The organism is Cellulomonas sp. Leaf395, from assembly GCF_001424125.1.
In the GTDB taxonomy this organism is placed as follows: Bacteria; Actinomycetota; Actinomycetes; order Actinomycetales; family Cellulomonadaceae; genus Cellulomonas.
Genome location: NZ_LMQI01000001.1, coordinates 31,565 through 55,598, shown reverse-complemented (window position 1 = coordinate 55,598; position 24,034 = coordinate 31,565). Strand labels below are relative to the sequence as shown.

Here is a 24,034-nt window from a genome sequence, read left to right as displayed (position 1 = left end):
CGGCCCCGACTCCCCTGACCTGAGCGCCGCCCTGGTGGGGTTGCAGAAGCGTGCGCTCAGCGTGCTGGCGGGGCTGCCCGCTGACGCGCTCGAGCTGGGCGACCTGTTCCGTGCGGCCGGGCACGAGCTCGCGCTCGTCGGCGGTCCGGTGCGGGACGCGTTCCTCGGTCGGGCGTCGGCGGACCTCGACTTCGCGACGTCGGCGACCCCGGACAAGACCCAGGCGATCCTGGCCCGCTGGGGCGACGCGCACTGGGACATCGGCAAGGAGTTCGGCACCATCGGTGCCCGCCGGTTCGCCGGTCGGCGCTCGTCGCTGGCGGACGACGTGGTCGTCGAGGTGACCACGTACCGGTCCGACGAGTACGACCCCACGTCGCGCAAGCCGCAGGTCGCGTTCGGCGACTCGCTCGAGGGCGACCTGTCTCGTCGTGACTTCACCGTGAACTCCATGGCCGTCCGCGTGCCGGACCTGACGTTCGTCGACCCGTTCGACGGCCTCACGGACCTCGCGGCCGGTCTGCTGCGGACCCCGGTGGACCCGCGGCAGTCCTTCGACGACGACCCGCTGCGGATGATGCGGGCCGCGCGGTTCGCCGCCCAGCTCGGCTTCGGGGTCGACCCCCAAGCCCACACCGCGATCGTCGACATGGCGGAGCGGATCACGATCGTCTCGGCGGAGCGGGTCCGCGACGAGCTGAGCAAGCTGCTGGTCTCCGCGCAGCCGCGGGCGGGTCTGGAGGTGCTGGTCGACACGGGTCTGGCGGCGCACGTCCTGCCCGAGCTGCCCGCCCTGCGGCTGGAGATCGACGAGCACCACCGGCACAAGGACGTGTACGAGCACTCGCTGATGGTGCTGGACAAGGCGATCGCCCTGGAGACCGGTCCCGACGGCGCGGTGCCCGGTCCCGACCTCGTGCTCCGGCTCGCGGCGCTGCTGCACGACATCGGCAAGCCGAAGACCCGCCGGTTCGAGGGCGGCGGCGGCGTCAGCTTCCACCACCACGAGATGGTCGGCGCCAAGCTCGTCGCCAAGCGGCTCAAGGAGCTGCGGTACGACAAGGCCACGGTGCAGGCGGTCGCACGGCTGACGGAGCTGCACCTGCGGTTCCACGGGTACGGCGAGGGCGGCTGGACCGACTCCGCGGTGCGTCGCTACGTCACGGACGCGGGGCCCCTGCTGGAGCGGCTGCACCGGCTGACCCGGTCCGACTGCACCACGCGGAACCTGCGCAAGGCGGCGCGGCTGTCGGCGGCGTACGACGACCTCGAGGACCGGATCGCCCGCCTGCGCGAGCAGGAGGAGCTCAGCTCGATCCGGCCGGACCTGGACGGCACCCAGATCATGGAGATCCTCGGGCTGTCGCCCGGACGCGAGGTGGGTGAGGCCTACAAGCACCTCCTCGAGCTGCGGATGGAGCGCGGTCCGCTAGGCCCCGACGCGGCCCGGGACGAGCTGCTCACGTGGTGGGCCGCGCGCGCCTGACCACGAGCAGGCACACGTCGTCCTCCTGGTGCGTGCCGACGAAGCCCCCGACCAGCCGGTCCTTCACGGCGGTCGCGTCGGCGTCGTCCGGCAGGGCCGACAGTGCTGCCGCGAGTGCCTCGATGCCTTCGCGCAGCCCGCGGTCCCGACGCTCGACCAGCCCGTCGGTGTAGAGGACGAGGGTGGCGCCCGGAGGGACGTCGACCTTCGCCTCGGCGCCACCGGGGCCTGCCACCCCGATGGGCGTGGACAGCCCGTCGTCCAGGGCGAGGACCTCACCGCCCGTGAGCCGGAGCAGAGGCGGCGGGTGGCCGGCGCGGGCGTAGGTGACGTGGGCACCGGAGCCGGACGACTCCCAGCGCAGGTAGGCGCAGGTCGCGATGTCAGCGATGTCCAGACCGCGCACCAGCTCGTCGGCACGCGCCAGGACATGGCCGGGCGAGGACCCCTCCCACGCGTACGACCGCAGCAGCGACCGGAGCTGACCCATCGCGGCTGCGGCTTGCAGGTCGTGCCCGACGACGTCCCCGACAGCCAGGCCGACAGCACCGTCCGGGAGCGGGAGCACGTCGAACCAGTCGCCCCCGACCTCGGCCCTGCGGGCGGACGGGATGTACGCGGCGGCGACGTCCAGGCCGGGGATCGCCGGGATCTCGGGGAGCAGGCTTCGCTGCAGGGTCACGGCGGCGGACCGCTCGGCGAGGAACAGGCGGACGTTGTCGAGCGCCAGGCCGGCACGGCGCCCCAGGTGCGCGGCCGTGACCACCGCGTCGGCCGAGAAGCCGTCGACAGCGACCAGGGTCAGCACTCCGAGGACGCGGTCGCGCGCTCTCAGCGGCACCACCATCGCGCTGCCCAGACCGAGCCGGCGCAGCAGCGCGAGCTGCGTGGGGGTCGTGCGACCGGGCAGGCTCGCCACGTCGATCGCGTACGGCGTCGCGACGAAACCGGGTCCGCTGGTCAGCGCCTCGATGATCTTGGGCGCCCGCGACAGCCAGCCGATGTCCTCGTCCGCCAGCGCCTGCGCTGCCTCCCGGTCGGCCGGGTCGGCGACGGCCAGGTGGATGCGGTCGAACCGCCCCCGGTCGTCGGTCACCGCGACGAATCCCCACGTGGCCAGTGCCGGGACGGCGATGTCGCCGAGGGCGTCCACGGCGTCGTCGTACTCCAGCCGCTGCGCGAGCTCGTCGCTGATCCGGGCCAGCAGGTCCAGCCGGGCCGTCGCCTCGTGGGGCACGTCGATCTCGAGGTCCTGTGCGCGCTCGGCTGCCACGCGGTCGGTGACGTCGACCTGGATCCCGATGTGGTGCGTGACCCGGCCGCTCTCGTCGACGACCGGGCTGATCACCACCTGGTTCCAGAAGGGGGTGCCGTCACGTCGGTAGTTGCGGATGACCGTGGCCACCGCTCGCTGCTCGTCGAGGGCGGTCCGGATGCGCGCGACGGCGACCGGGTCGGTGTCCGCACCCTGGAGGAACCGGCAGTTGCGGCCGAGGACCTCCTCGGCCGGGTAGCCGGTGAGCCGGGTGAACGCACGGTTGACCCAGACGAGGGGGTTGTCGTCGCGGAGCGCGTCCGAGATCGACAGTGCGAGGTCGCTGCCGAGGACCGCGTTCAGCGGCAGGTCGTCCTGCCGCCCGACCACCTTGTCGTCGCTGCTCACGGGGCGACCCGTGCAGGGACGGGGGGCACCGCGGGGACCCTTCGGGAGGCGGATCCGTACAGCGCAGCGAACCCGGCGTACGCGACGGCGAGCACGAGGAACAGTCCCTGGGAGTAGCCGGTGTCCGGCAGGGTGATCGCGCCGAGGGCGGCGGCCCCGACGAACGCGGCGTTGTAGAGGACGTCGTAGAGCGCGAACGCGCGGCCACGGAAGGCGTCGTCGGTGTCGCGCTGCACGATCGTGTCGACGGCGATCTTGGCGCCCTGGGCGGCCAGGCCGAGGAAGCCGGCGGCGACGAGGACCGCGGCGCGTGCGCTGGACGCGACGAGCAGGAGCTGGCTGACGGCGGCGAGGCCCAGGCACAGGACGATCCAGACGTGCGGACCGGTGCGCGGCGACAGCACCGGAGTGAGGACCACCGCCAGCACGAACCCAAGCGCCGACGCCCCCAGCACCAGCCCGAACGTCCGCAGACCCTCGTCGGCGTCCGCCGGGTCCGACAGCAGGTTGCGGGCGATGAGGATGCTCGCGATGAACGTGACCCCGTACAGGAACCGGTGGGCAGCCATGATGCCGAGGGCCCGTGCGGGGGTCCGACGCTCGATCAGGTGCCGTGCGCCGGCGACCAGGCCGCGCGCGAGGATGCCGAGGGCGGCGCGCAGCTGGGCCGCGTCGGCGCGCTCGTCGGGACCCAGCCGGTCCTTGCCCAGCCGGGTGGCCAGGGCGGCCGCCGTCGCCATGACCGCCGCTGCGAGGAACAGCGCCGTCGCATCCCGCCCCCGACCCGCCGGCAGCACCAGGCTGAGCACCAGCCCGATCGCCCCACCCACACCGGCCGCCGCGGCACCGAGCGTCGGCGTCAGGGAGTTCGCGGTGAGCAGCAGCGGGCCGTCGACCGTGCGCGGCAGCGCCGCACTGAGCGCCGACAGCAGGAAGCGGTTGATCGACAGGTTCACCAGCGCGAGCACGTAGACGGCCGGTCCCACCCCGTCCGTGGCCATGAGCAGCGCGATGACCACGGTGATCCCGACGCGGACGAGGTTGCCGACGAACAGCACCTGCCGGCGCCGCCACCGGTCCAGCAGCACCCCGGCCCACGGGCCCACGATCGTGAACGGCAGCAGCAGCACGGCGAACGCCGTCGCGACGCCCGTCGCGGTGCTGGCGTTCTCCGGTGAGAAGAAGAACAGGGTGGCGAGGCCGACCTGGAACATCCCGTCGGCCGTCTGGCTGACCAGCCGGACGGCGAACAGCTTGCGGAAGTCCTGCAGAGGCCAGAGGGCCCTGAGGTCGGCGATCACCTGCACCGGCTCATCCTTGCACCCGGCGGTCGGGGCCCCGTTCCTTACGCGTGGACGACGAAGGCGCGCACCCCGGGGGATGCGCGCCTTCGTCGTCGGTTCAGCGGAGAGGTCGAGCTCAGCGCTCGTTCTCGCCGCGGATGAAGGACTCCAGCTCGGCGCGGCCGAGGGTGTCTTCCATCTGGACCGGCGGGGACTTCATGAAGTACGTCGACGCCGACAGGATCGGGCCACCGACGCCGCGGTCCTTGGCGATCTTCGCGGCGCGCAGGGCGTCGATGATGATGCCGGCCGAGTTGGGCGAGTCCCAGACCTCGAGCTTGTACTCGAGGTTCAGGGGAACCTCACCGAACGCGCGACCCTCGAGGCGGACGTAGGCCCACTTGCGGTCGTCGAGCCAGGCGACGTAGTCCGACGGGCCGATGTGGACGTTGCGGTCCTCCTTCTTGCCGCCCAAGGGGCCGGTCAGGTTGGAGGTCACGGCCTGCGTCTTGGAGAGCTTCTTGGACTCCAGGCGCTCACGCTCGAGCATGTTCTTGAAGTCCATGTTGCCGCCGACGTTCAGCTGGTACGTGCGGTCCAGCACGACGCCGCGGTCCTCGAAGAGCTTCGCGAGGACACGGTGCGTGATGGTCGCGCCGACCTGCGACTTGATGTCGTCGCCGACGATCGGGACGCCGGCAGCCTCGAACTTCGCGGCCCAGACCGGGTCGGACGCGATGAAGACGGGCAGGGCGTTCACGAACGCGACACCGGCGTCGATGGCGCACTGCGCGTAGTACTTCGCGGCGATCTCGGACCCGACGGGCAGGTAGCAGATGAGAACGTCGGCCTGCGCCTCACGCAGGGCGGCGACGATGTCGACGGGCTCGGCGTCGGACTCGGTGATGGTCTCGCGGTAGTACTTGCCGAGACCGTCGTTGGTCACGCCGCGCTGCACGGTCACGCCGAGCGGGGGCACGTCGGCGATCTTGATCGTGTTGTTCTCCGAGGCGCCGATGGCCTCGGACAGGTCGAAGCCGACCTTCTTCGCGTCGACGTCGAACGCCGCGACGAACTCGATGTCGCGGACGTGGTAGTCGCCGAACTGCACGTGCATCAGACCGGGCACGGTGCTGCTCGGGTCAGCGTCGGCGTAGTAGTGCACGCCCTGGACGAGCGACGCGGCGCAGTTGCCGACGCCGACGATGGCGACGCGGATGGAGGTCATCCTCGCTCCTTCTCGGTGGTTCGCGCGGGGGCGACGTCGTCGTCCACCGCGGGTGTGTCAGCAACGGCCGGACGACCGGTGCCTGCAGGACGGGTGCGACGGAGGCCGCGCTCGTTGTCGATCAGTCCGTCGAGCCAGCGGACCTCACGCTCGACCTGTTCGAGGCCGTGCCGCTGGAGCTCGAGGGTGTACTCGTCCATGCGCTCGCGGGTGCGGGCGAAGGACAGGCGGATCGTCTCGAGACGTTCGGTCAGGCGCGTGCGCCGACCCTCGAGGATCCGAAGCCTGGTCTCGGCGTCGGTCTGCCCGAAGAAGGCGAACCGGACGTCGAAGTTCTCGTCCTCCCAGGTGGCCGGCCCGGACGACGCGAGCACCTGCTGGAGGTGCTCCTTGCCGTCGGCGGTCAGCTGGTAGACGATGCGGGCGCGCTTGGACGCCACGGCGGGCGGCGTCTCGACGGACTCGGTGCCCTGGATCCAGCCGCGCTCGACCAGCGACTTCAGGCACGGGTAGAGCGAGCCGTACGAGAGCGCACGGAACGAGCCGAGCACGAGGTTGAGGCGCTTGCGCAGCTCGTACCCGTGCATCGGGGACTCGTGGAGCAGCCCGAGGATGGCCGGCTCGAGCACGTCGGAACGACCGCGCACGGGGCACCTCCTCAGGATGTTGGTGGAATCGATGTATCAACTCGATACATCCGTAGGTTATGTCGAGAACGAGGGAATGGGCAAGTTCGGCCTCGGACGGGTGACCGCCGTCACCTCGGGGCGCCGGCGTGCGACGGCGGTTCGCGGGCACCGTGCCGATCGTGTGAAGGCTGCTCGGATCTGGGCCTTCGGTCCCGTGGCGGGCACAGGAGGGTCCTCCATACTGGGCTCCGCGGCTGACGTCTGCCCGAAACCGGTCCGTGGGACCGGCGGGGCGGGCGGACAGCCGGACCTGTTCGTCGGACGGAAGGCAGAGCGTTGGCACGCACGAATCGGAGGGCTCCGGCCCGGGGGAAGCGCAGTGCGCCCCCCGGCACGGCTACCTCGTCGCGCAGCAGCGCCCCCAAGCGACGCTTCTTCGACTACCCACGGACGGGCTACCACGGTCTGCACCGCTGGCTGCCGTCGTGGCGCTTCGCCGTCGGCAGCATCCTTGCGGTCGGCTTCCTCGGCGCCGGCGGGGTCGTGGCCGCGTACGCCAGCACGACGATCCCGGACCAGGCCGACGACACCAAGGCGCAGACGACCACGGTCTACTACGCGAACAACGCCGACGGGTCCCCCGGCGAGGTGATGGGCACGTTCGCGGCGCAGAAGCGTCAGATCGTCCCCTACGCCTCGCTGCCCGAGTACGTGGGCCAGTCGGTCGCCGCCGCCGAGGACAAGACGTTCTTCACCAACAACAGCGGTGTGTCGATCACCGGCATGGGCCGTGCGCTCCTCAACAACCTGCGCGGCGGGCCGACCCAGGGTGGGTCGACGCTCACGCAGCAGTACGTCGAGCGGTACTACGTCAACGAGACGACGACCGACTACGCCGGCAAGTTCAAGGAGACGCTCCTCGCGATCAAGATCGCCAAGGTGGAGTCGAAGACCGAGATCATGGAGCGGTACCTCAACACGATCTACTTCGGTCGTGACTCGTACGGCATCCAGGCCGCGTCCCAGGCCTACTTCGGGGTGGACGCCGCCGCGCTGACCCGCGAGCAGGCCGCCCTGCTGGCCGGCATCATCCCCTCGCCCAACAACTGGGACCCCGCCGAGAACCCCAAGAAGGCGGAGGCGCGCTGGAACATCGTCCTCGACTCCATGGAGGAGGAGGGCTGGCTCACCGCCGCCGAGCGCGCGCCGATGGTCTTCCCTGAGACCCAGGCGTACCAGCGGTCGAACACGATGGGTGGCTCTGTCGGCTACCTGCTCGACATGGTGCGCGACGAGCTCAACGGCGAGCCGCTGGCGTTCTCCGACGACGAGATCAACCGCCGGGGCCTGACGGTCGTCACCACCATCCAGAAGCCGTTGCAGGACGCTGCCGTGGCGCAGGCCGAGGCGTTCCGCGCCGGGACGCTGCCCGGGCAGGACGGGGCGATCCCCGACGCGCGCACCCGCGTGTCGCTCTCGTCCGTGGACCCCAAGGACGGCGCGATCGTGTCCTTGTACGGAGGTTCCGACTTCCTCACCGACCAGCGGAACGCCGTGACCTACGACAACGTCCAGCCGGGGTCGACGTTCAAGCCGTTCACTCTGATCGCGGCGCTCGAGCAGGGCGTCAGCCTGAGCACCAAGTTCGACGGGCACACGCCGCAGGAGTTCGGGGACTGGAAGGTCAACAACTTCGGCAACGACCAGTACGGCAACATCGATCTGGTCCAGGCGACCGCGGAGTCGGTGAACACCGTCTACGCGCAGCTCAACCTCCAGGTCGGACCGGAGACGACCGCGGCGGTCGCCGAGCGCGCGGGCCTCCCGGCACCGGTCGACACGAACAGGGCCAACGTGCTCGGTACCGCGGACGTGCAGCCGATCGACGTCGCGGGCGCCTACGCGACGATCGCCTCGGGCGGGATGCGGGTGGACCCGTACATCGTCCGCACCGTCAGCTACGACGACGGGAAGGTCGCGTACCAGCACAAGGACCCGACCGAGCGGGCGTTCGCCGCGGACGTCATGGCCGACACGACCTTCGCGATGACCCAGGTGGTCGAGAAGGGGTCCGGCAAGACGTGGATCAAGCCCCTGGGCCGACCGATCGCGGGGAAGACTGGCACCTCACAGGACAACAAGTCGGCCTGGTTCGTCGGCTTCACCCCCAACATCGTCACCGAGGTGTCGCTGAGCCAGATCGGTACGGACGGCACGACGCAGGAGTCGATTGCGCAGATCGGCAAGGTCAAGTACGTCACGGGGTCCACCTGGCCGGCGTTCCTGTGGCAGTCGTACATGACGGACGTCTTCGCGCAGCCGCAGTATGCCGAGGTGCTCCAGTTCCCCGCGCGGGCCAACGTCGGCGGCAAGCCGACTCCGACACCGACGGCTCCCACGGAGACGGTCGCGCCGACGGAGGAGCCCACCCAGGAGGCGCCGTCGGAGATCGCGGTCCCGTCCGGTCTCGAGGGCAGGCTCGAGGGTGACGCGACCGCGTCGATCATCAACGCCGGGCTGGTCGCGAGCGTCGTCTCGGAGCCGTCCGACTCGGTGCCGGCCGGGCGCGTCATCCGGGTGGACCCGAAGGGCGGCACCATGCTCGCGCCCGGTGGACCGGTGACGCTCGTCGTCTCGAGCGGGCCGAAGCCGGTCCCGACGAAGGAGCCCAAGCCGGACCCCCAACCGACGCCCGAGCCGACGCCCGCGCCGACCCCGTGATCCACGGCGAGGGCGGACGCAGTCCTTCACAGCCCTCGCCACAGCTTCCAGGTCCGCGCCCGTCCACAGCCGATTTCGGCGGTGGCTCCGGGCCGGGTAGCCTAGGAGATTGCTGTGCCCGGAGGGGACCGTCGTCATGGACGGGACCGTCCGGCCAGCGACGCACACACCCTCCTGCCACGGATCGACCGTGGCCGCGAAGACCAGAGGAGGTGGGTATGAGCCTGCGTCAGTACGAACTCATGATCATCCTTGACCCCGAGATCGAAGAGCGCACCGTTGCTCCGTCGCTCGACAAGTACCTGACGGTCATCAAGACCGACGGTGGCACTGTCGACAAGGTCGACATCTGGGGCCGTCGTCGGCTTGCCTACGACATCCAGAAGAAGTCCGAGGGCATCTACGCCGTCATCGACTTCCACGCGACGCCCGCGACCGCCAAGGAGCTCGACCGCCAGCTCGGCCTCAACGAGGTCGTCCTGCGGACCAAGGTCCTGCGCGCCGACGCCTGATCTCTTGTGGGTGGCCGCCCGTAACGTGCGGTCCCACACACCTTCCGACTGATCGAACGAACGAGGAGCTGGGCATGAGCGGTGAGACCGTCATCACGGTGATCGGGAACCTGACCGGGGATCCCGAGCTGCGCTTCACCCCTTCCGGGGCCGCTGTCGCGAACTTCACCGTCGCGTCCACCCCCCGTACGTTCGACCGCCAGAGCAACGAGTGGAAGGACGGCGACACGCTGTTCCTCCGCTGCTCGATCTGGCGGGAGGCGGCCGAGTCGGTCGCCGAGTCGCTCACCAAGGGCACCCGCGTCATCGTGACCGGCCGGCTCGTGCAGCGCTCCTATGAGACCCGTGAGGGCGAGAAGCGCACCGTGTACGAGCTCCAGGTCGACGAGGTCGGCCCGTCCCTTCGCTACGCCACGGCCAAGGTCACCCGGACCCAGCGTTCGGGTGGCGGCGGCGGTGGCTTCGGCGGCGGGGGCGGCGGCGGCTTCAACAACGGTGGCGGCGGCGGCGGATTCGGTGGCTCCGGTGGCGGTGGCGGCAACACGCAGGACGACCCGTGGGCGACGCCCGCGGGTGGTGCTGGCGGTGCCGGCTACTCCGACGAGCCCCCGTTCTGATCGGCGCCTGACTCTCAGACATTCCCCATCCCTGGGCACGGCAACGCCCAGGGCTCCAGCAGACAAGGAGCACCACGATGGCCAAGCCCGTGGTTCGTAAGCCCAAGAAGAAGTTGAACCCGCTCAAGGCGGCGAAGATCGACGTCGTCGACTACAAGGACACTGCGCTGCTGCGCAAGTTCATCTCCGACCGCGGAAAGATCCGCGCTCGCCGGGTGACCGGTGTGTCCACGCAGGAGCAGCGCGCGATCGCGCGTGCCGTCAAGAACGCCCGCGAGATGGCTCTCCTGCCGTACTCGTCGTCGGCGCGCTGAGAAAGGGGACCATCATGGCGAAGATCATCCTGACCCACGAGGTCACCGGTCTCGGTGAGCCCGGTGACGTGGTCGAGGTGAAGGACGGGTACGCCCGGAACTTCCTCGTCCCGCGCAACCTGGCGACGGCCTGGACCAAGGGCGCCGAGAAGGACGTCACCGCGATCCGCAAGGCCCGCAAGGCCCGCGAGATCGCGACGCTCGACGACGCGAAGGCGATCCGCGACTCTCTGCAGAGCAAGCCGGTCGTCGTGTCGGCCAAGGCCGGCGAGTCGGGCCGTCTGTTCGGTGCCGTCACGACTGCCGAGATCGCTGACGCGGTCAAGAAGTCGGGCGCCCCGCAGATCGACAAGCGGAAGGTCGAGATCGGTCAGCCGATCAAGGCCCTCGGCGAGTACCAGGTGTCGGTCCGTCTGCACGCAGGCGTGTCCGCGACGGTGACCGTCAAGGTCGTCGCAGCCTGAGCTGAGCAACATCCAGCAGCGCCCCGTTCCCCTCGTGGGGAGCGGGGCGCTTCTGTGTCTGGCCCAGCCACCGCAACGCCCGCACTCGATCGCCCCGGAAGCTGGATCAGGCGCCTGTGACCATCCAGGCCGAGCCGCGGGCGCGCCAGCCGGTGGTGATCGCGCGGGCCAGCATGAAGACCCCCGCGAACGCCGCCCACAGCCACGCCAACCCGGCCGCGCCCGGTGGAGCCGACTCCCGGACGGCCAGCGCGAACGGCACGTAGACCACCAGCGTCGCCATGCCGGCCCAGGCCAGGAACCGGCCGTCGCCGGCGCCGATGAGCACGCCGTCGAGCACGAACACCCAGCCGGCCATCGGCATCGTCACGGCCGCGACGACGAGGGCGGCGACGGCGGCCCGGCGGACGTCGTCGTCGGACGTGAAGAGGGGGACGTAGACCCACGAGAGCCCGCCGACGACGAGCCCGAGCGCCGCGCCGGCCCCCACTCCCCACTGGAGGGTGCGCTTCAGGACCGCCCGGACGCGGGAGACGTCCGCGGCGCCCAGGGCATGGCCGACGAGGGCCTGTGCGGCGATGGCGAGCGCGTCGAGCGCGAACGCGGCGAGCCCCCAGACGACGCTGACCACCTGGTGCCCGGCGAGCTCGACCGCCCCCAGACCCGTGGCGACCCACACGGTCAGCAGGATGGCCAGCCGCAGCGACAGCGTGCGGACGAACAGAGGCGTCCCGGCGCGCGCGTTGGCCCAGATACCTCCGGCGGCCGGGCGGAGCTGCGCACCTGAGCCCCTCGCACCGCGGACGACGACGACGGTGAGGGCCACGGCCATGGCCAGCTGCGTGAGCGCGGTGCCGAGTCCGGAGCCGGCGATCCCCATGCCGACGCCGTAGACGAGCACCACGTTGAGCACCGCGTTGACGACGGCACCGGCTGCGGCGACGACCAGGGGCGTGCGGGTGTCCAGCAACCCGCGCAGAGCGCCCGTGGACGCGAGGACCAGGAGCATGCCGGGGAGGCCCGGTGCCGACCAGCGCAGGTAGGTGACGGCCTGCTGGGCGACCTCGTCGGAAGCCCCGAGTGCCTCGATCAGCCAGGGGGCGCTCAGCCACGTGGCGGCGGCCAGCACGATGCCGAGGCCCACGGCCAGCCACATCCCGTCGACACCGACCTGCAGCGCACCCGCGCGGTCGCCTGACCCGAGTCGTCTGGCGACGGCGGCCGTCGTGGCGTAGGCGAGGAAGACGCAGAGCCCGATGACGGTCATGAGCACGGTCGAGGCGAGGGCGAGTCCAGCCAGGGGGGCGGTTCCCAGGTGGCCGACGACGGCGGAGTCGACGAGCACGAAGAGCGGCTCGGCGACGAGAGCGCCGAGCGCCGGAACAGCGAGAGCCAGTATCTGGTGGTCGATGCCGGGGGGTCGACGTCCGACAGATGAAATCTCGGCCAACCTTTCTCGAATCCACAGCGGGTGCACAGCGTTCCTGCGGGTGACAGGCGGATCGGCGGCGAAGCTCGTTCCTCTGTCCACACCCCTGTCCACGGACTGTGGACAGAACCGGACGTGATCCACAGCCCCGCTCACAGTAGGTGAGGCCTCGCTCCACAGAAGTCTGCACGTTGCCCACAGGGCGTTCCGACCCAGTTGGACGAGGACTACGCGGACCCCTAACGTCGCGAGTGCGAGGACCCGATGCTGCGCCTGGGAATCTCGCCTGGGCGCGGATGTCAGACCCCCCATGGAACATGTGTTCGGATGACGACGATGGGGATCACGTGACGATCGAGGAGCTCGAGTACGGCGCGCCGTCGGGTACCAACCGCGGTGGCGGTGGCTACGACCGCACCCCGCCGCAGGACCTCGACGCCGAGCGCAGCGTGCTCGGCGGCATGATGATCTCCAAGGACGCGATCGCCGACGTCGTCGAGCAGATCCGCGGCACCGACTTCTACCGCCCGGCCCACGAGGTCGTCTACGACGCGATCATCGACCTCTACGGCCGCGGCGAGCCGGCTGACGCCATCACCGTCGCGGACGAGCTGACCAAGCGCGGCGAGATCCAGCGCATCGGCGGTGCCCCCTACCTGCACACGCTCATCTCGTCGGTCCCCACCGCCGCGAACGCCGGCTACTACGCCCGGATCGTGCGTGAGCGCTCCGTGCTCCGCAAGCTCGTCGAGGCGGGCACCCGCATCGTCCAGCTCGGCTACGGCACCGACGGCGGTGACGTCGACGAGATCGTGAACAACGCACAGGCCGAGGTCTACGCGGTCACCGAGCGACGGTCGTCCGAGGACTACCTGATCCTCGGCGACATCATCGGCGGTGCGGTCGACGAGATCGAGGCTGCCGGCCACCGCGGCGAGGGCATGATCGGCGTGCCGACGGGGTTCTCGGACCTGGACAGATTGACCAATGGATTGCACCCCGGGCAGATGATCGTGCTCGCTGCCCGTCCCGCCATCGGCAAGGCACTCGCGCTCGACACGCCTCTGCCCACGCCGACGGGCTGGACGACGATGGGCAAGGTCCGGGTCGGTGAGGAGCTCCTCGCTGCAGACGGGACGCCGACGCGCGTCGTCGCCGCCACGGACGTGCTCCTCGGTCGGCCGACCTACCGCGTGACGTTCGACGACGGAAGCGAGATCGTCGCGGACGCACTCCATCAGTGGGCGACCAGCACCCGCGCGGAGCGCCGACGGAACGTGGGTCTCTCCGCGATCCGCACGACCGAGGAGATCTACACCAGCGTCAGGTGCGCGACCGCCGACGGCCGCGCCAACCACTCGGTCGCCACGACCACCGCGCTGCGTCTGCCGGAGGCGGAGCTCCCGATCGACCCGTACGCGCTCGGCGTGTGGCTTGGTGACGGTCACTCGGCCTCGGCGCGCTTCACGAGCGCTGACCCCGAGATCGCCATGCTGATCGAGGGGCGCGGCCTCGTCGCACGAGCCACCGTCTCGGATTCCGGCGCCGCCCGGTCGTACTCGATCCAACTGCCGGTCACCACGGTCGCTGAGCGCTGCTGCGAGGTCTGCGGTGTGGCGTTTGTACCGAAGCGCTCGCAGGTCCGCACCTGCGGCCGGTCCTGCGGCGGCAAGGTCAAGGCGCTCACGGGCCCGGTGCCTGTGCCGACCTGCCCCGACTGCGGCGTCGAGACGACCGGACTCCTCCGGTGCCAGCCGTGCCACGACGCGAACGGGACCATCCACGGTCGGCTTCGTACGCTCGGCGTCCTGGGCAACAAGCACATCCCGTCGAGATACCTGCGTGCGAGCGAGCAGCAGCGGCGCGACCTGCTCGCAGGGCTTCTCGACACGGACGGCACCGTCAACCCGACAGGCTCGCCGCAGATCGCACTCACGAGCCGGCGGTTGGCCGAGGACGTCCGCGAGCTCGTCCACTCGCTCGGGTACCGGACCGGGTGGTCGACCAAGCGGGTTGCCGGCCGGACCGAGGCCTCGTCGATCGCGTACACGCTGACGTTCACGACGGATGACGACGTGTTCGGTCTCGAGCGTAAGCGGCTGGTGCACAAGGAGCGCCGCGGCCCCTCGACCGCCCGACTGACGCAACGGTTCATCGTGTCCGTCGACCCGATCGAGAGCGTGCCTGTGCGCTGCGTCGAGATCGAGCACGCATCGCACCTGTACCTCGCCGGCGACTCGATGATCCCGACGCACAACTCGACGATGGGCATCGACATCGCCCGGTCGGCGTCGATCAAGCACAACATGACGTCCGTCGTCTTCTCGCTCGAGATGAGCCGCAACGAGATCACCATGCGTCTGCTCTCCGCCGAGGCGCGCGTGCACCTGCAGAAGCTGCGCAACGGCCAGATGGGCGAGGACGACTGGGCCAAGATCGCCGCGACCATGGGCAAGATCTCCGAGGCGCCGCTCTTCATCGACGACTCGCCCAACATGTCCCTGATGGAGATCCGCGCCAAGTGCCGGCGGCTCAAGCAGAAGCACGACCTCAAGCTGGTGGTCATCGACTATCTCCAGCTGATGTCCTCCGGCAAGCGCGTCGAGTCCCGACAGCAGGAGGTCTCCGAGTTCTCGCGTGCGCTCAAGCTGCTGGCCAAGGAGCTCGAGGTCCCGGTCATCGCCATCTCGCAGCTGAACCGTGGCGCCGAGCAGCGGACGGACAAGCGGCCGCAGATGAGCGACCTGCGTGAATCGGGATCGATCGAGCAAGATGCCGACATCGTCATCCTCTTGCACCGCGAAGACGCGTATGAGAAAGAATCGCCCCGCGCGGGAGAGGCCGACGTCATCGTGGCCAAGCACCGGAACGGGCCGACGGACACGCTCGTCGTGGCATTCCAGGGGCACTACTCACGCTTCGTGGACATGCAGGCCTGAGTTCGCTGTTGTGTTGTTGTCGAGATGAAAGATTGTTTGAAGATCGGGCTCGGATGCCTTTAGTACGGCCAGTCATGCTCTGAACGTGGCTACGGACGACGCGGTCTCGGTGCGGTCTCGGTATTGGTCGCTGCCCAGCTGGCCAGCATTCGGATGGCGTCTTCGTCGGGCGAGCCTGCCGGGCTGGTGAAGGTGATGAGAGTCAGGCCGGGGTCGGCGGGCAGGTCGAGGACCTCGAAATCGAGGTGGAGCTCGCCGACGACGGGGTGGCGGACGTGCTTGCGTCCGGTGCGGTGTAGGCGGACATCGTGCGCGGCCCAGCGGGTGCGGAACGGTGGGCTCTGGGTGCTGAGCTCGCCGACCAGGTCAGTCAGCGCCCGGTCGTAGGGGTCTCGCCCGGCTTCGGTGCGCAGCTGGGAGACAGCGTCGTCGGCGGCGCGTTCCCAGTCGATCCAGAAGTCGCGGGCGCGGTCGTCAAGGAAGGTGAACCGGGCGTGGTTGGCGGGGCTGCCGACCGGGTGGGGTGTGGCGTACACCGGTGAGAACAGGGAGCGGCCGAGGGTGTTGGCGGCGACCAGGTCGAGGCGGCCGTTGTTCACGATGACCGGGACGGCGTCGCCGATGAGGTCGAGCAGGCGCTGCACTCCGGGGCGGATCTGACCGGGCGCCGGCTTGGGGCGCTGCCGGGTCGCCGGACCAGCGGCGCGGGCGAGGTCGGCCAGGTGGGTGCGTTCGGCTTCGTCGAGCTGCAGGGCGCGTCCCAGGGAGTCCAGGACGCTGTCGGAGACCCCGGCCAGGTTGCCGCGTTCGAGCTGGGCGTAGTACTCGACGCTGACCCCGGCCAGGTCGGCGACCTCGCCGCGCTTGAGACCGGGCACCCGCCGGTTGCTGGCGAACGCGGTCAGGCCGGCGTCCGCTGGGGTGAGCCGGGCTCGACGGGTGCGCAGGAAGTCCTTGATCTCGTCGCGGTTGTCCACTTCGCCACCGTACGACCGGCCGGTCGGCCCTGGGGTGGGCTGTCGGTACACCTTCCAGCAGTGACTTCTTCGCCTCTCTCGTGGCGGGTTGCATGGCTCGTACCGCTCGGCCTGAACCTCACGACAAGGAGTCACCTTCATGAAGACCGCACACCTGGCAGACCTCGAGGTCTCCCGCATCGGGCTGGGCGCCATGACGATGGCCGGCACGTACACCAGCGAAGGCGCCTTGGACGACACCGAGTCGATCCGCACGATCCACCGCGCGCTGGACCTGGGCGTCACCCACATCGACACCGCCGAGATCTACGGACCGTTCCACAGCGAAGAGCTCGTCGGGACGGCTGTCCGGGGCCGACGCAACGAGGTCGTCATCGCGACCAAGTTCGGGCTCGTCCAGCACACGGGCGGCGAGCCGGTCCCCGGCGTGACCGACAGCAGTCCCGCCAACGTGCGGGCCGCCGTCGAGGGCTCCCTGCGCCGGCTGGGCACCGACCACATCGACCTGTACTACCAGCACCGCATCGACCCGGCCACGCCCATCGAAGACACCGTCGGGGCGCTGGCCGACCTCGTCACCGAGGGCAAGATCCGATACATCGGCCTGTCCGAGGCGGGTGCGGACACCATCCGCCGCGCGCACGCCGTGCACCCGCTCACCGCTCTGCAGACCGAGTACTCGCTGTGGACACGGGACGTCGAGGCAGAGATCCTGCCGCTGTTGCGTGAGCTCGGCATCGGGTTCGTGCCCTACTCCCCGCTTGGCCACGGCCTGCTCACCGGGCAGATCCGCACCGTGGCCGACTTCGCCGACGACGACTGGCGCAAGACCAACCCCCGCTTCACCGGCGAGAACTTCGCGCGCAACCTCGCGATCGTCGACGAGGTGCGGGCGATCGGCGCCGAGAACGGCGCCACGCCCGCACAGACCGCGCTGGCCTGGCTGCTGAGCCGCGGCGAGGACATCGCCCCGATCCCCGGCACCCGCCGCGTGTCCCGGGTTGAAGAGAACACCGCCGCCGACGCCATCGAGCTGACCCCGGCACAGCTGCACCGCCTCGACAACCTCGAGCCCGCCGCCGGTGAGCGGCACGACGAGGCCAACATGGCCTCGATCGACCACTGACCTCGAACACCACAGGAGGGCACCGTGACGCACTGGACCGCCGAGGAGGTCGCCGTCATCGAGCAGAACCAGGACCTGTTCGCCTCCCCGTTCCGCCCCGACGGCCACACCTACGGCACCCCCACCCAGACCTGGGCTCTCGTCGTGGACGGCGACGTCTACGTCCGCGCCGCGAACGGTCCGCAATCACGCTGGTATCGGGCCGCGATCGCACAGCAGGCCGGTCGGGTGCGCGTCGGCGGCCAGGACTTCGACGTCACGTTCGAGTCGGCGACCGAGGCCGACGAAGCCGTGATCGATTCCGCCTACGAGGCCAAGTACCCGGGCAGCTCCGCCGTGCCGATCATGCAGGGATCCGGACCCAGGTCGGCCACCGTTCGAATCTCGCGACGCTGATCGCTCGTACCGCCCAGGTTGCCGCCAAGACGCGGTACCGGCACTCTCGGGCTTGCTCACGTGTCAGGTGGCGTCGTCCCGAAAGAAAAAGTCACCTCCACGACAAGACCGCCCTGGGGCCGCGGGAAGGCGATGGCCGTCGCGCCGTGGGCACGGGCGATCGCGTTCACGATCGAGAGGCCGAGGCCGTGGTGGCCGTCGCTGGCGGCGCGGTGCAGCCGTTGGAACGGCTCGAACAGACGGTCGACCTGGTCCGCGGGGACGGCCTCGCCGGTGTTGGCGACGGCGAGCACCGCAGAACCGATCGTGCGGCGGACGGCGACCTCGACGGTGCCGCCTGGCACGTTGTGCTGGATGGCGTTGTCGCAGAGGTTGACCACCAGCCGGCTGAGCAGCACCGGATCGCCGGGTATCCGCACAGGCCGCAGCGATGTCGTGACCTCCAGGCCGTGCCGCGCAGCCTCGGGCGCCCGCTCACGCAGCGCGAGCTCGACGAGGGCCGCGAGGTCCACCTGCTCGTCGGCGCCGCGGCCCTGCTCGCTGCTGGACAGCGTGAGCAGCGACTCCAGCAGCTGTCCGCGTTGCTCGCTGATCACCAGGAGCCGGGCGAAGTTCGACCGGAACGAGTCCAGACCTGCTGCCGGGTCGATCAGCGGTTCCTCGAGCAGCGCGCGCTCGACAGTGAGCGGGGTCCGCATCTCGTGCGCTGCATTGGCGACGAACCCGCGCTGCGCGTCGAGCGTCGTCTCCAGCCTCCCGAGCAGGCCGTCGACGGTGTCGGCCAGGTCCGTCAGCTCGGTGCGGCGACCGGGCAGGGCAAGCCGCTCGTGCACGTTGCGGTCGGAGATCTGACGCAGCACCTGGGTCATGGTCAGCACCGGACGGAGCACACGGCCGGCGATCAGCCAACCGAGCAGCAGCGAGATCACGGCCATGATGGCGAGCGCGATCAGCGGCTGCTCCACCCGGTCGGCGAGCAGACCGCCCGCGTCGAGCTCGGAGATCTCCGGGAGCGGTAGCGGACTGTCGTCGGCCACGTCGGCCACGTCGGGCGGACCCCAGTCGTCCAGGGTCTCGGCCAGCGCCCACATGATTCCCAGCAGGGCCGCGCTCGACATGACTGAGACGAGGCAGTACAGCAGCGTCAGTCGGAGCCGCAGGGGATGCCTTCCGAACCACGTTCTCGACCGCTTCCGCCTCTCGACCTGCACGGTCAGATCCGGTATCCGGCTCGGGACGCCGTCTCGATGACCGGCGGGTCGCCGAGCTTGGCCCGGAGCCGGTTGACCGTGGCCTTCACCGTCGTGGTGAACGGGTCGGTCGCCTCGTCCCAGACCCGGTCGAGCAGCTCCTCGGCGGACACGACCCGGCCGCCACAGGTCATCAGGTACTCGAGCACGGCGAACTCCTTCGGACTGAGGGGCAGACGGGCCCCGGCGCGCGACGCGGTCCGCTGTGCCGGATCGAGGCGCAGGTCACCGTGCGTCAGCACAGGCGGCGCGGCCGGCTGCGAGCGTCTGGCGAGCGCTCGGATCCGGGCGACCAGCTCGGCGTACGCGAACGGCTTGGGGAGGTAGTCGTCTGCTCCCAGTCCGAGCCCTTCCACCCGGCTCGCGATGGTGCCCGAGGCGGTCAGCATGAGCACGCGGCTCGTCGATCCGCCGTCGACAAGCGTGCGACAGACGTCGTCCCCGTGCACCACGGGCAGGTCACGGTCCAGCACGACCACGTCATACGGGACCACCGTCGCCCGCTCCAGCGCCGACCCGCCGTCGTACGCCACGTCGACGGCCATGCCTTCGCGCCTGAGCACCCGCGCGACGGAGTCGGCCAGGTCGGGCTGGTCCTCGACCACGAGCACCCGCATCACAACTCTCCTCCGCGTGAGCGACCGGCCGTTCGACCGGCCGCTCGGGCCGACGCTACCGACCGACCCGTCACGGTCCGGTCACAGCCGCACGGACCGTGCTGTGACCGTGCCCCGTCTAAGAAGTGTCACTGAGAGCACGAGCCCAGGAAAGAAGGCGGGGAGACCAATGACTGTGGCAATCCGTACGACCGCGCTCAGCAAGCGCTATGGCCGCCATCTCGCACTCGACGACTGCACGTTGACCATCCCGCACGGCCGGATCGTCGGCCTGGTCGGGCCCAACGGAGCCGGCAAGTCGACGCTCCTCGGGCTGATGTCGGGCATGATCGGGCCGACGAGCGGGAGCATCGAGGTGCTTGGGCGTCGGCCCGCCGCCGCCGCCGACCAGCTGGCCAGGGTCGGGTTCGTCGCCCAGGACGCGCCGGTCTACGGCCGGTTGACCGTGGCTGAGCACCTGGTGCTCGGCGCGCGGCTGAACCCCCGGTGGGACAACGGGTTCGCGGTGCGGCGGACACGCGAGCGCGGGCTGGACCCTCGGCAGAGCGCCGGATCGCTCTCGGGCGGTCAGCGGGCGCAGCTGGCGCTGACGATCGCCGCGGCCAAGCGAGGCGAGCTGCTGGTGCTCGACGAGCCGGTGGCCGCGCTGGATCCGCTCGCGCGACGCGCCTTCTTGCGCGACCTGCTCGACTTCGTCGACGAGCTCGGGGTGGGTGTCGTTCTGTCGTCGCACCTGCTCGGTGACGTGGAGCAGGTCTGCGACCACCTCGTCGTGCTCGCCGACGGCCGCACCGAGCTCGCCGGCGACGTCGTGGACCTGCTCGACGCCCACCACCGCATCACCCGTCGCCCGGGCGAGGAGCTCAAGCTGCCGGCCGGGGCCGAGGTGATCCATGCCGAGACCAGCGGCGGCGAGTCCGCCATGATCGTCCGCTCCATGCGGCCGCCCGCCGGGGCGGAGCCGGTCGACCTCGAGGACCTGACCTTGGCCTACCTGACCCGGGCCACGACGGCGGTCCCGGCACCCGCTAAGGAGGCGGTCCGATGACCTGGCTGACCTGGCGGCAGGCCCGTGCGCAGCTCCTCGTCGCAGCAGGCGCGCTGGCGGCGCTCGCGATCTATCTTGTCTTTCTGGGCGGCGCGATCCGGCGCTTCTACGGCGAGCGGATCGCCGGTTGCGAGGGCCAGGCGTGCCACCTCGCGCGGATGGACATTCGGGCCGGTTTCGACGACACGATCTCGGTCGCGATGGTGCTGCTGCTCGCAGTCCCCGGCCTGATCGGCGTCTTCTGGGGCGCACCGCTGGTGGCCCAGGAGCTCGAGCAGCGCACCGACCGGTTGGTGTGGAACCAGAGCATCACGCGCGCTCGGTGGCTGGCGGTCAAGCTCCTCGTCGTCGGCCTGTGCGGCGCCGCGGTGACCGGCCTGTTCAGCCTCCTGCTGACATCGAGCGTGAGTCGGTACGACCAGGTGGTCGGTGGGCGTTTCCTGGCCCTGAGCTTTGCTTCGCGCAATATCGTGCCGATCGGGTACGCGCTGTTCGCATTCGTCCTGGGCAGCGTCGCCGGCATGGTGCTTCGGCGCACCCTGCCGGCCATGGCGGTCACCCTCGTCGTCTTCGCGGCCGTCCAGCTCCTGGTCCCGACGGCCGTGCGACAGCACCTCGTACCGGCGGTCACGCAGACCGTCGCCGTCGACGCCGCTGTCCTGAACAGCGGGGTCGGGATGCGTCTGAACGAGGACGACACCTTCGACCTGCAGGGATACGTCGCCGACGGGAGCTGGTCGCTGGACTTCTCGGCACCGCTGTCCAAGGCGGACGGCTCCTCCTACACGGGCGAGGACGCGAGGCCTTGCCTTCTTCCCGAGGACGTCGAGGGCGGCGACGCCTGCGTCGTCGCGCAGGACCTGCACTTCGAGTACACCCACCATCCGGCGGGCCGGTACTGGACATTCCAGTGGCTCGAGCTGTCCCTGTTCATTGGCCTCGCACTCGTGCTGGCCGGGTTCGGCTTCCTCTGGATCCGGCGCGTCTGACGGTCCGGGCTCCGGCATCGATGGAGCAGCCCGTTCTTGCGTGTTGACGGTGAGGTCCCGCGTGCGACGTAGGCGCGCTTCATCGTCATCCGGTTGCCGCGCGGGTCATCGAGCACCAGCGGTCCGACCGGTTGCGCAGGGCGTCGAAACGGGCTCAGAGGTACTCGTCGCGCGCGCGAACCTTCAGCCGTTCCCGGACGACCGCCTTCTCGAGATGGACGACGCGTTCGACGTCGGGGGCGATCGCTCCGTACTTTGACCGGACCGGGCCGGCCGGGCCGACCGGTCAAAGCTCGCCGCACAGCCGCGGTCAATCTGTCCTGCATCTCGACATCTGACTACCCGATCTGTCCTGGTCCACCACTAGTCCGTGAGGTAGGCCCGACCACCCCACCATTGCCCCTACAAGTTCGATCGACCCACGTTCCTCGGCTCAGGCCCGACCCGCCTGCTCGGCCAGAACCTTCGCGCGTGATTCTGGAACGCCCAGCATGAGCAGGCTGGTCAGGATCACCGCGGAGACGTCGAGCTCCATCCGCGACAGCTCGTCGTCGGCGATGGTGAACACCGCCGACCAGGCCGCCTGGCTGAGGACGCCCGCGGGAAGGTGTCGCCCGAACGCCCCACTGCGCTGACCCCGTTCGACCAGGTCAGCAAGTGACTGCTCGACGTCTCCGAGAAGGGCGTGGATGCCCTCTCCGAACTCACCGCGCCGGAGGACCACGAGCACCCGGTAGCGGTGTGTCATCGGCCAGAGGCGGGCGATGAAGTCGGCCCACGCCACGTCGGCCGCCTTGCCGACGGGTGCATCTTCGGCGAGGACCGCGGCGATCTCGCTCACGGCGCGTCGCGCAAGTGCCACCAGGAGGTCGGACCGGGTCGGGAAGTAGCCGTAGACGGTCCGTCTGACCACCCCAGCGGCCGAGGCCACGTCGCCCATGCGCGCGTCCGGGGTCGTCCCGAGGACCTCGATCGCCACGTCGAGGAGTCGCTCCCGGGTGTCACCGCCACGAGGACCGGAGGGTTCGTTCTGCACGGCCTCATGGTTGCACACCGGTGTGCAATGCGCCTAGGTTGCACACCAGTGTGCAACGCCGGTCGGTGCGCGTGCACCACAGCCGACGGGAGACAGACGATGACCGCATCCAGTCCTGCACCCGCCGACATCCGCCCGTTCCGCGTCGCCATCCCGGACGCGGAGGTCGATGACCTCAAGGAACGGCTTGCCCGGACCCGCTGGCCAGATCGGGAGACGGTCCGCGACTGGTCGCAGGGCGTCCCCGTGGAGAACGCCAGATCGCTCGTCTCGTACTGGGAGCACGAGTACGACTGGCGCCGCTTCGAGACCGGATTCAACTCCTTCCCTCAGTTTCTGACCACGATCGACGGCCTCGACATCCACTTCCTCCATGTCAGGTCCGCGAACCCCGACGCGCTGCCCCTGCTCCTGACGCACGGATGGCCGACGTCGATCGCGGACTTCCTGAGGTTGATCGGGCCGCTCACGGATCCCGTCGCGTTCGGAGGGGATGCCACGGACTCCTTCGACATCGTCATCCCGTCCCTCCCGGGATTCGGATTCTCGGGCAAGCCGACCGACGCAGGATGGGACGTCACCCGCATCGCCGGAGCGTGGACGGAGCTCATGCACCGACTCGGGTACCGGTCCTGGTCGGCCCATGGCGGCGACTGGGGGGCTGCCATCACCACGGTCCTAGGCGCGATGAAACCTGAGGGTCTCCTCGGAATTCACCTGAGCACGCCATACGCATTCCCGGAGCACGTTCCCGAGACGCTGACTCCCGAAGAGCGCCACGCGGTGGACGGCCTGGCCCTCTACGCCGGCCCGCTCGGCGGGTCCAACCACCTGCAGGCCACGAAGCCGGCGACTGTCGGGTTCGCACTGGCGGATTCGCCTGCCGGCCAGGCGGCCTGGATCTACGAGAAGTTCCAGTCCAAGACGGACAACCGTGGGCTCGCCGAGGACACGCTCAGCATCGACACCATGCTGGATGCGATATCGCTCTCCTGGTTCACCAACAGTGCGGCGTCGTCCGCCCGGATCTACTGGGAGAACCGATCGGCGACCATGGCCGGTCCGAAGCTCACGCTGCCGGTCGCCGTGACCGTCTTCCCGCGAGACATCCCGCGGTTGCCGAGAAGCTGGATCGAGGCCGCGTACAGCAACCTGATCCACGTCGGCCTCGCCGACAGGGGTGGACACTTCGCTGCTCTCGAGCAGCCCGAGATCCTCGTCAGCGAACTGCGTACCGGCCTGAGGGGCCTCCGCGCCTCATGAGTGCCTCCCGATGATGTGCGGAGGACGGCGTGTACACGCACAGGACG

General features: G+C 70.0%; 21 protein-coding genes. 12 read left to right on the top strand and 9 right to left on the bottom strand.

Annotated features, from left to right (window positions below; genetic code table 11):
• The first annotated feature begins 34 nt into the window (after positions 1-34).
• A complete protein-coding gene (locus ASG23_RS00295; RefSeq protein WP_235520843.1) occupies positions 35-1,486 on the top strand; it encodes a CCA tRNA nucleotidyltransferase in 1,452 nt (483 codons plus the stop codon).
• Here ASG23_RS00295 and ASG23_RS00290 read toward each other — a convergent pair.
• The 4 genes from ASG23_RS00290 to ASG23_RS00275 form a co-directional block, all read right to left on the bottom strand.
• Complete coding sequence (locus tag ASG23_RS00290; protein WP_056018494.1) at positions 1,461-3,149, bottom strand: SpoIIE family protein phosphatase; 1,689 nt, start codon at positions 3,147-3,149, stop codon at positions 1,461-1,463. The genes ASG23_RS00295 and ASG23_RS00290 overlap by 26 nt on opposite strands.
• The gene (locus ASG23_RS00285; protein ID WP_056018491.1) at positions 3,146-4,456 is read right to left on the bottom strand and encodes an MFS transporter; all 1,311 of its coding nucleotides are present in this window, start codon (positions 4,454-4,456) and stop codon (positions 3,146-3,148) included. The genes ASG23_RS00290 and ASG23_RS00285 overlap by 4 nt, the downstream gene beginning before the upstream one ends.
• A gap of 112 nt (positions 4,457-4,568) precedes the next feature.
• Positions 4,569-5,660 (bottom strand): inositol-3-phosphate synthase, encoded by a 1,092-nt coding sequence (locus ASG23_RS00280; RefSeq protein WP_056018488.1) that lies wholly within the window; start codon positions 5,658-5,660, stop codon positions 4,569-4,571.
• Positions 5,657-6,307 carry a PadR family transcriptional regulator gene (locus tag ASG23_RS00275; protein ID WP_056018485.1) on the bottom strand — a complete coding sequence of 217 codons (651 nt, stop codon included), beginning with the start codon at positions 6,305-6,307 and terminating at the stop codon, positions 5,657-5,659. Before ASG23_RS00275 ends, ASG23_RS00280 begins: the two co-directional genes overlap by 4 nt.
• A gap of 318 nt (positions 6,308-6,625) precedes the next feature.
• Between ASG23_RS00275 and ASG23_RS00270 the strand changes: the two genes are divergently transcribed.
• The 5 genes from ASG23_RS00270 (at position 6,626) to rplI (ending at position 10,917) form a co-directional block, all read left to right on the top strand.
• Positions 6,626-9,010: a transglycosylase domain-containing protein gene (locus ASG23_RS00270; protein ID WP_056018482.1), complete on the top strand. Its 2,385-nt coding sequence runs from the start codon at positions 6,626-6,628 to the stop codon at positions 9,008-9,010.
• 218 nt (positions 9,011-9,228) lie between these two features.
• Positions 9,229-9,522, top strand: coding sequence for a 30S ribosomal protein S6 (gene rpsF / locus ASG23_RS00265; protein WP_055915972.1), 294 nt, complete (start codon positions 9,229-9,231; stop codon positions 9,520-9,522).
• Between the two features lie 74 nt (positions 9,523-9,596).
• Positions 9,597-10,139 (top strand): single-stranded DNA-binding protein, encoded by a 543-nt coding sequence (locus ASG23_RS00260; protein WP_056018479.1) that lies wholly within the window; start codon positions 9,597-9,599, stop codon positions 10,137-10,139.
• A gap of 77 nt (positions 10,140-10,216) precedes the next feature.
• Entirely contained in the window at positions 10,217-10,453 is a 237-nt protein-coding gene (gene rpsR, locus ASG23_RS00255) for a 30S ribosomal protein S18 (RefSeq protein WP_056018476.1), read from the top strand.
• A 14-nt stretch (positions 10,454-10,467) separates the two neighbouring features.
• Entirely contained in the window at positions 10,468-10,917 is a 450-nt protein-coding gene (gene rplI / locus ASG23_RS00250) for a 50S ribosomal protein L9 (RefSeq protein WP_056018473.1), read from the top strand.
• A gap of 106 nt (positions 10,918-11,023) precedes the next feature.
• Here the strand turns inward: rplI and ASG23_RS00245 are convergent, their stop codons facing one another.
• Positions 11,024-12,367 (bottom strand): MATE family efflux transporter, encoded by a 1,344-nt coding sequence (locus ASG23_RS00245; protein ID WP_235520761.1) that lies wholly within the window; start codon positions 12,365-12,367, stop codon positions 11,024-11,026.
• Between the two features lie 326 nt (positions 12,368-12,693).
• On the opposite strand from ASG23_RS00245, the gene dnaB reads away from it, so the two are divergent.
• A complete protein-coding gene (gene dnaB, locus ASG23_RS00240) occupies positions 12,694-15,285 on the top strand; it encodes a replicative DNA helicase (RefSeq protein WP_056018470.1) in 2,592 nt (863 codons plus the stop codon).
• Positions 15,286-15,374: 89 nt separating this feature from the next.
• Here dnaB and ASG23_RS00235 read toward each other — a convergent pair whose 3' ends face one another.
• The gene (locus tag ASG23_RS00235; protein WP_056018467.1) at positions 15,375-16,262 is read right to left on the bottom strand and encodes a helix-turn-helix transcriptional regulator; all 888 of its coding nucleotides are present in this window, start codon (positions 16,260-16,262) and stop codon (positions 15,375-15,377) included.
• A 139-nt stretch (positions 16,263-16,401) separates the two neighbouring features.
• Between ASG23_RS00235 and ASG23_RS00230 the strand changes: the two genes are divergently transcribed.
• Together ASG23_RS00230 and ASG23_RS00225 are read left to right on the top strand one after the other, a co-directional pair.
• On the top strand, positions 16,402-17,388 hold the full coding sequence (locus tag ASG23_RS00230; protein WP_056018464.1) for an aldo/keto reductase: 987 nt from the start codon (positions 16,402-16,404) through the stop codon (positions 17,386-17,388).
• Between the two features lie 24 nt (positions 17,389-17,412).
• Positions 17,413-17,784, top strand: a complete 372-nt coding sequence (locus tag ASG23_RS00225) for a DUF2255 family protein (protein ID WP_056018461.1) — start codon at positions 17,413-17,415, stop codon at positions 17,782-17,784.
• Between the two features lie 56 nt (positions 17,785-17,840).
• Here ASG23_RS00225 and ASG23_RS00220 read toward each other — a convergent pair whose 3' ends face one another.
• Both ASG23_RS00220 and ASG23_RS00215 read right to left on the bottom strand, forming a co-directional pair.
• Positions 17,841-18,902, bottom strand: coding sequence for a sensor histidine kinase (locus ASG23_RS00220; RefSeq protein ID WP_056018458.1), 1,062 nt, complete (start codon positions 18,900-18,902; stop codon positions 17,841-17,843).
• 95 nt (positions 18,903-18,997) lie between these two features.
• Positions 18,998-19,651 (bottom strand): response regulator transcription factor, encoded by a 654-nt coding sequence (locus ASG23_RS00215; RefSeq protein ID WP_056018455.1) that lies wholly within the window; start codon positions 19,649-19,651, stop codon positions 18,998-19,000.
• A 169-nt stretch (positions 19,652-19,820) separates the two neighbouring features.
• Between ASG23_RS00215 and ASG23_RS00210 the strand changes: the two genes are divergently transcribed.
• A complete protein-coding gene (locus ASG23_RS00210) occupies positions 19,821-20,699 on the top strand; it encodes an ABC transporter ATP-binding protein (protein ID WP_056018452.1) in 879 nt (292 codons plus the stop codon).
• Positions 20,696-21,688 carry an ABC transporter permease gene (locus ASG23_RS00205; protein WP_056018449.1) on the top strand — a complete coding sequence of 331 codons (993 nt, stop codon included), beginning with the start codon at positions 20,696-20,698 and terminating at the stop codon, positions 21,686-21,688. Before ASG23_RS00210 ends, ASG23_RS00205 begins: the two co-directional genes overlap by 4 nt.
• Positions 21,689-22,121: 433 nt before the next feature.
• Here the strand turns inward: ASG23_RS00205 and ASG23_RS00200 are convergent, their stop codons facing one another.
• The gene (locus ASG23_RS00200) at positions 22,122-22,724 is read right to left on the bottom strand and encodes a TetR/AcrR family transcriptional regulator (RefSeq protein WP_056018446.1); all 603 of its coding nucleotides are present in this window, start codon (positions 22,722-22,724) and stop codon (positions 22,122-22,124) included.
• A gap of 99 nt (positions 22,725-22,823) precedes the next feature.
• On the opposite strand from ASG23_RS00200, the gene ASG23_RS00195 reads away from it, so the two are divergent.
• The gene (locus ASG23_RS00195; protein WP_056018443.1) at positions 22,824-23,987 is read left to right on the top strand and encodes an epoxide hydrolase family protein; all 1,164 of its coding nucleotides are present in this window, start codon (positions 22,824-22,826) and stop codon (positions 23,985-23,987) included.
• Positions 23,988-24,034 lie beyond the last annotated feature (47 nt).

Bases quoted from the DNA above. Each gene is read 5' to 3' on its own strand.
- rplI (WP_056018473.1), top strand. From the start codon at position 10,468: ATGGCGAAGATCATCCTGACCCACGAGGTCACCGGTCTCGGTGAGCCC.
- ASG23_RS00220 (WP_056018458.1), bottom strand. From the start codon at position 18,902: ATGTCGAGCGCGGCCCTGCTGGGAATCATGTGGGCGCTGGCCGAGACC.
- ASG23_RS00280 (WP_056018488.1), bottom strand. From the start codon at position 5,660: ATGACCTCCATCCGCGTCGCCATCGTCGGCGTCGGCAACTGCGCCGCG.
- rpsR (WP_056018476.1), top strand. From the start codon at position 10,217: ATGGCCAAGCCCGTGGTTCGTAAGCCCAAGAAGAAGTTGAACCCGCTC.
- ASG23_RS00210 (WP_056018452.1), top strand. From the start codon at position 19,821: ATGACTGTGGCAATCCGTACGACCGCGCTCAGCAAGCGCTATGGCCGC.
- ASG23_RS00230 (WP_056018464.1), top strand. From the start codon at position 16,402: ATGAAGACCGCACACCTGGCAGACCTCGAGGTCTCCCGCATCGGGCTG.
- rpsF (WP_055915972.1), top strand. From the start codon at position 9,229: ATGAGCCTGCGTCAGTACGAACTCATGATCATCCTTGACCCCGAGATC.
- ASG23_RS00195 (WP_056018443.1), top strand. From the start codon at position 22,824: ATGACCGCATCCAGTCCTGCACCCGCCGACATCCGCCCGTTCCGCGTC.
- ASG23_RS00260 (WP_056018479.1), top strand. From the start codon at position 9,597: ATGAGCGGTGAGACCGTCATCACGGTGATCGGGAACCTGACCGGGGAT.
- ASG23_RS00215 (WP_056018455.1), bottom strand. From the start codon at position 19,651: ATGCGGGTGCTCGTGGTCGAGGACCAGCCCGACCTGGCCGACTCCGTC.
- ASG23_RS00205 (WP_056018449.1), top strand. From the start codon at position 20,696: ATGACCTGGCTGACCTGGCGGCAGGCCCGTGCGCAGCTCCTCGTCGCA.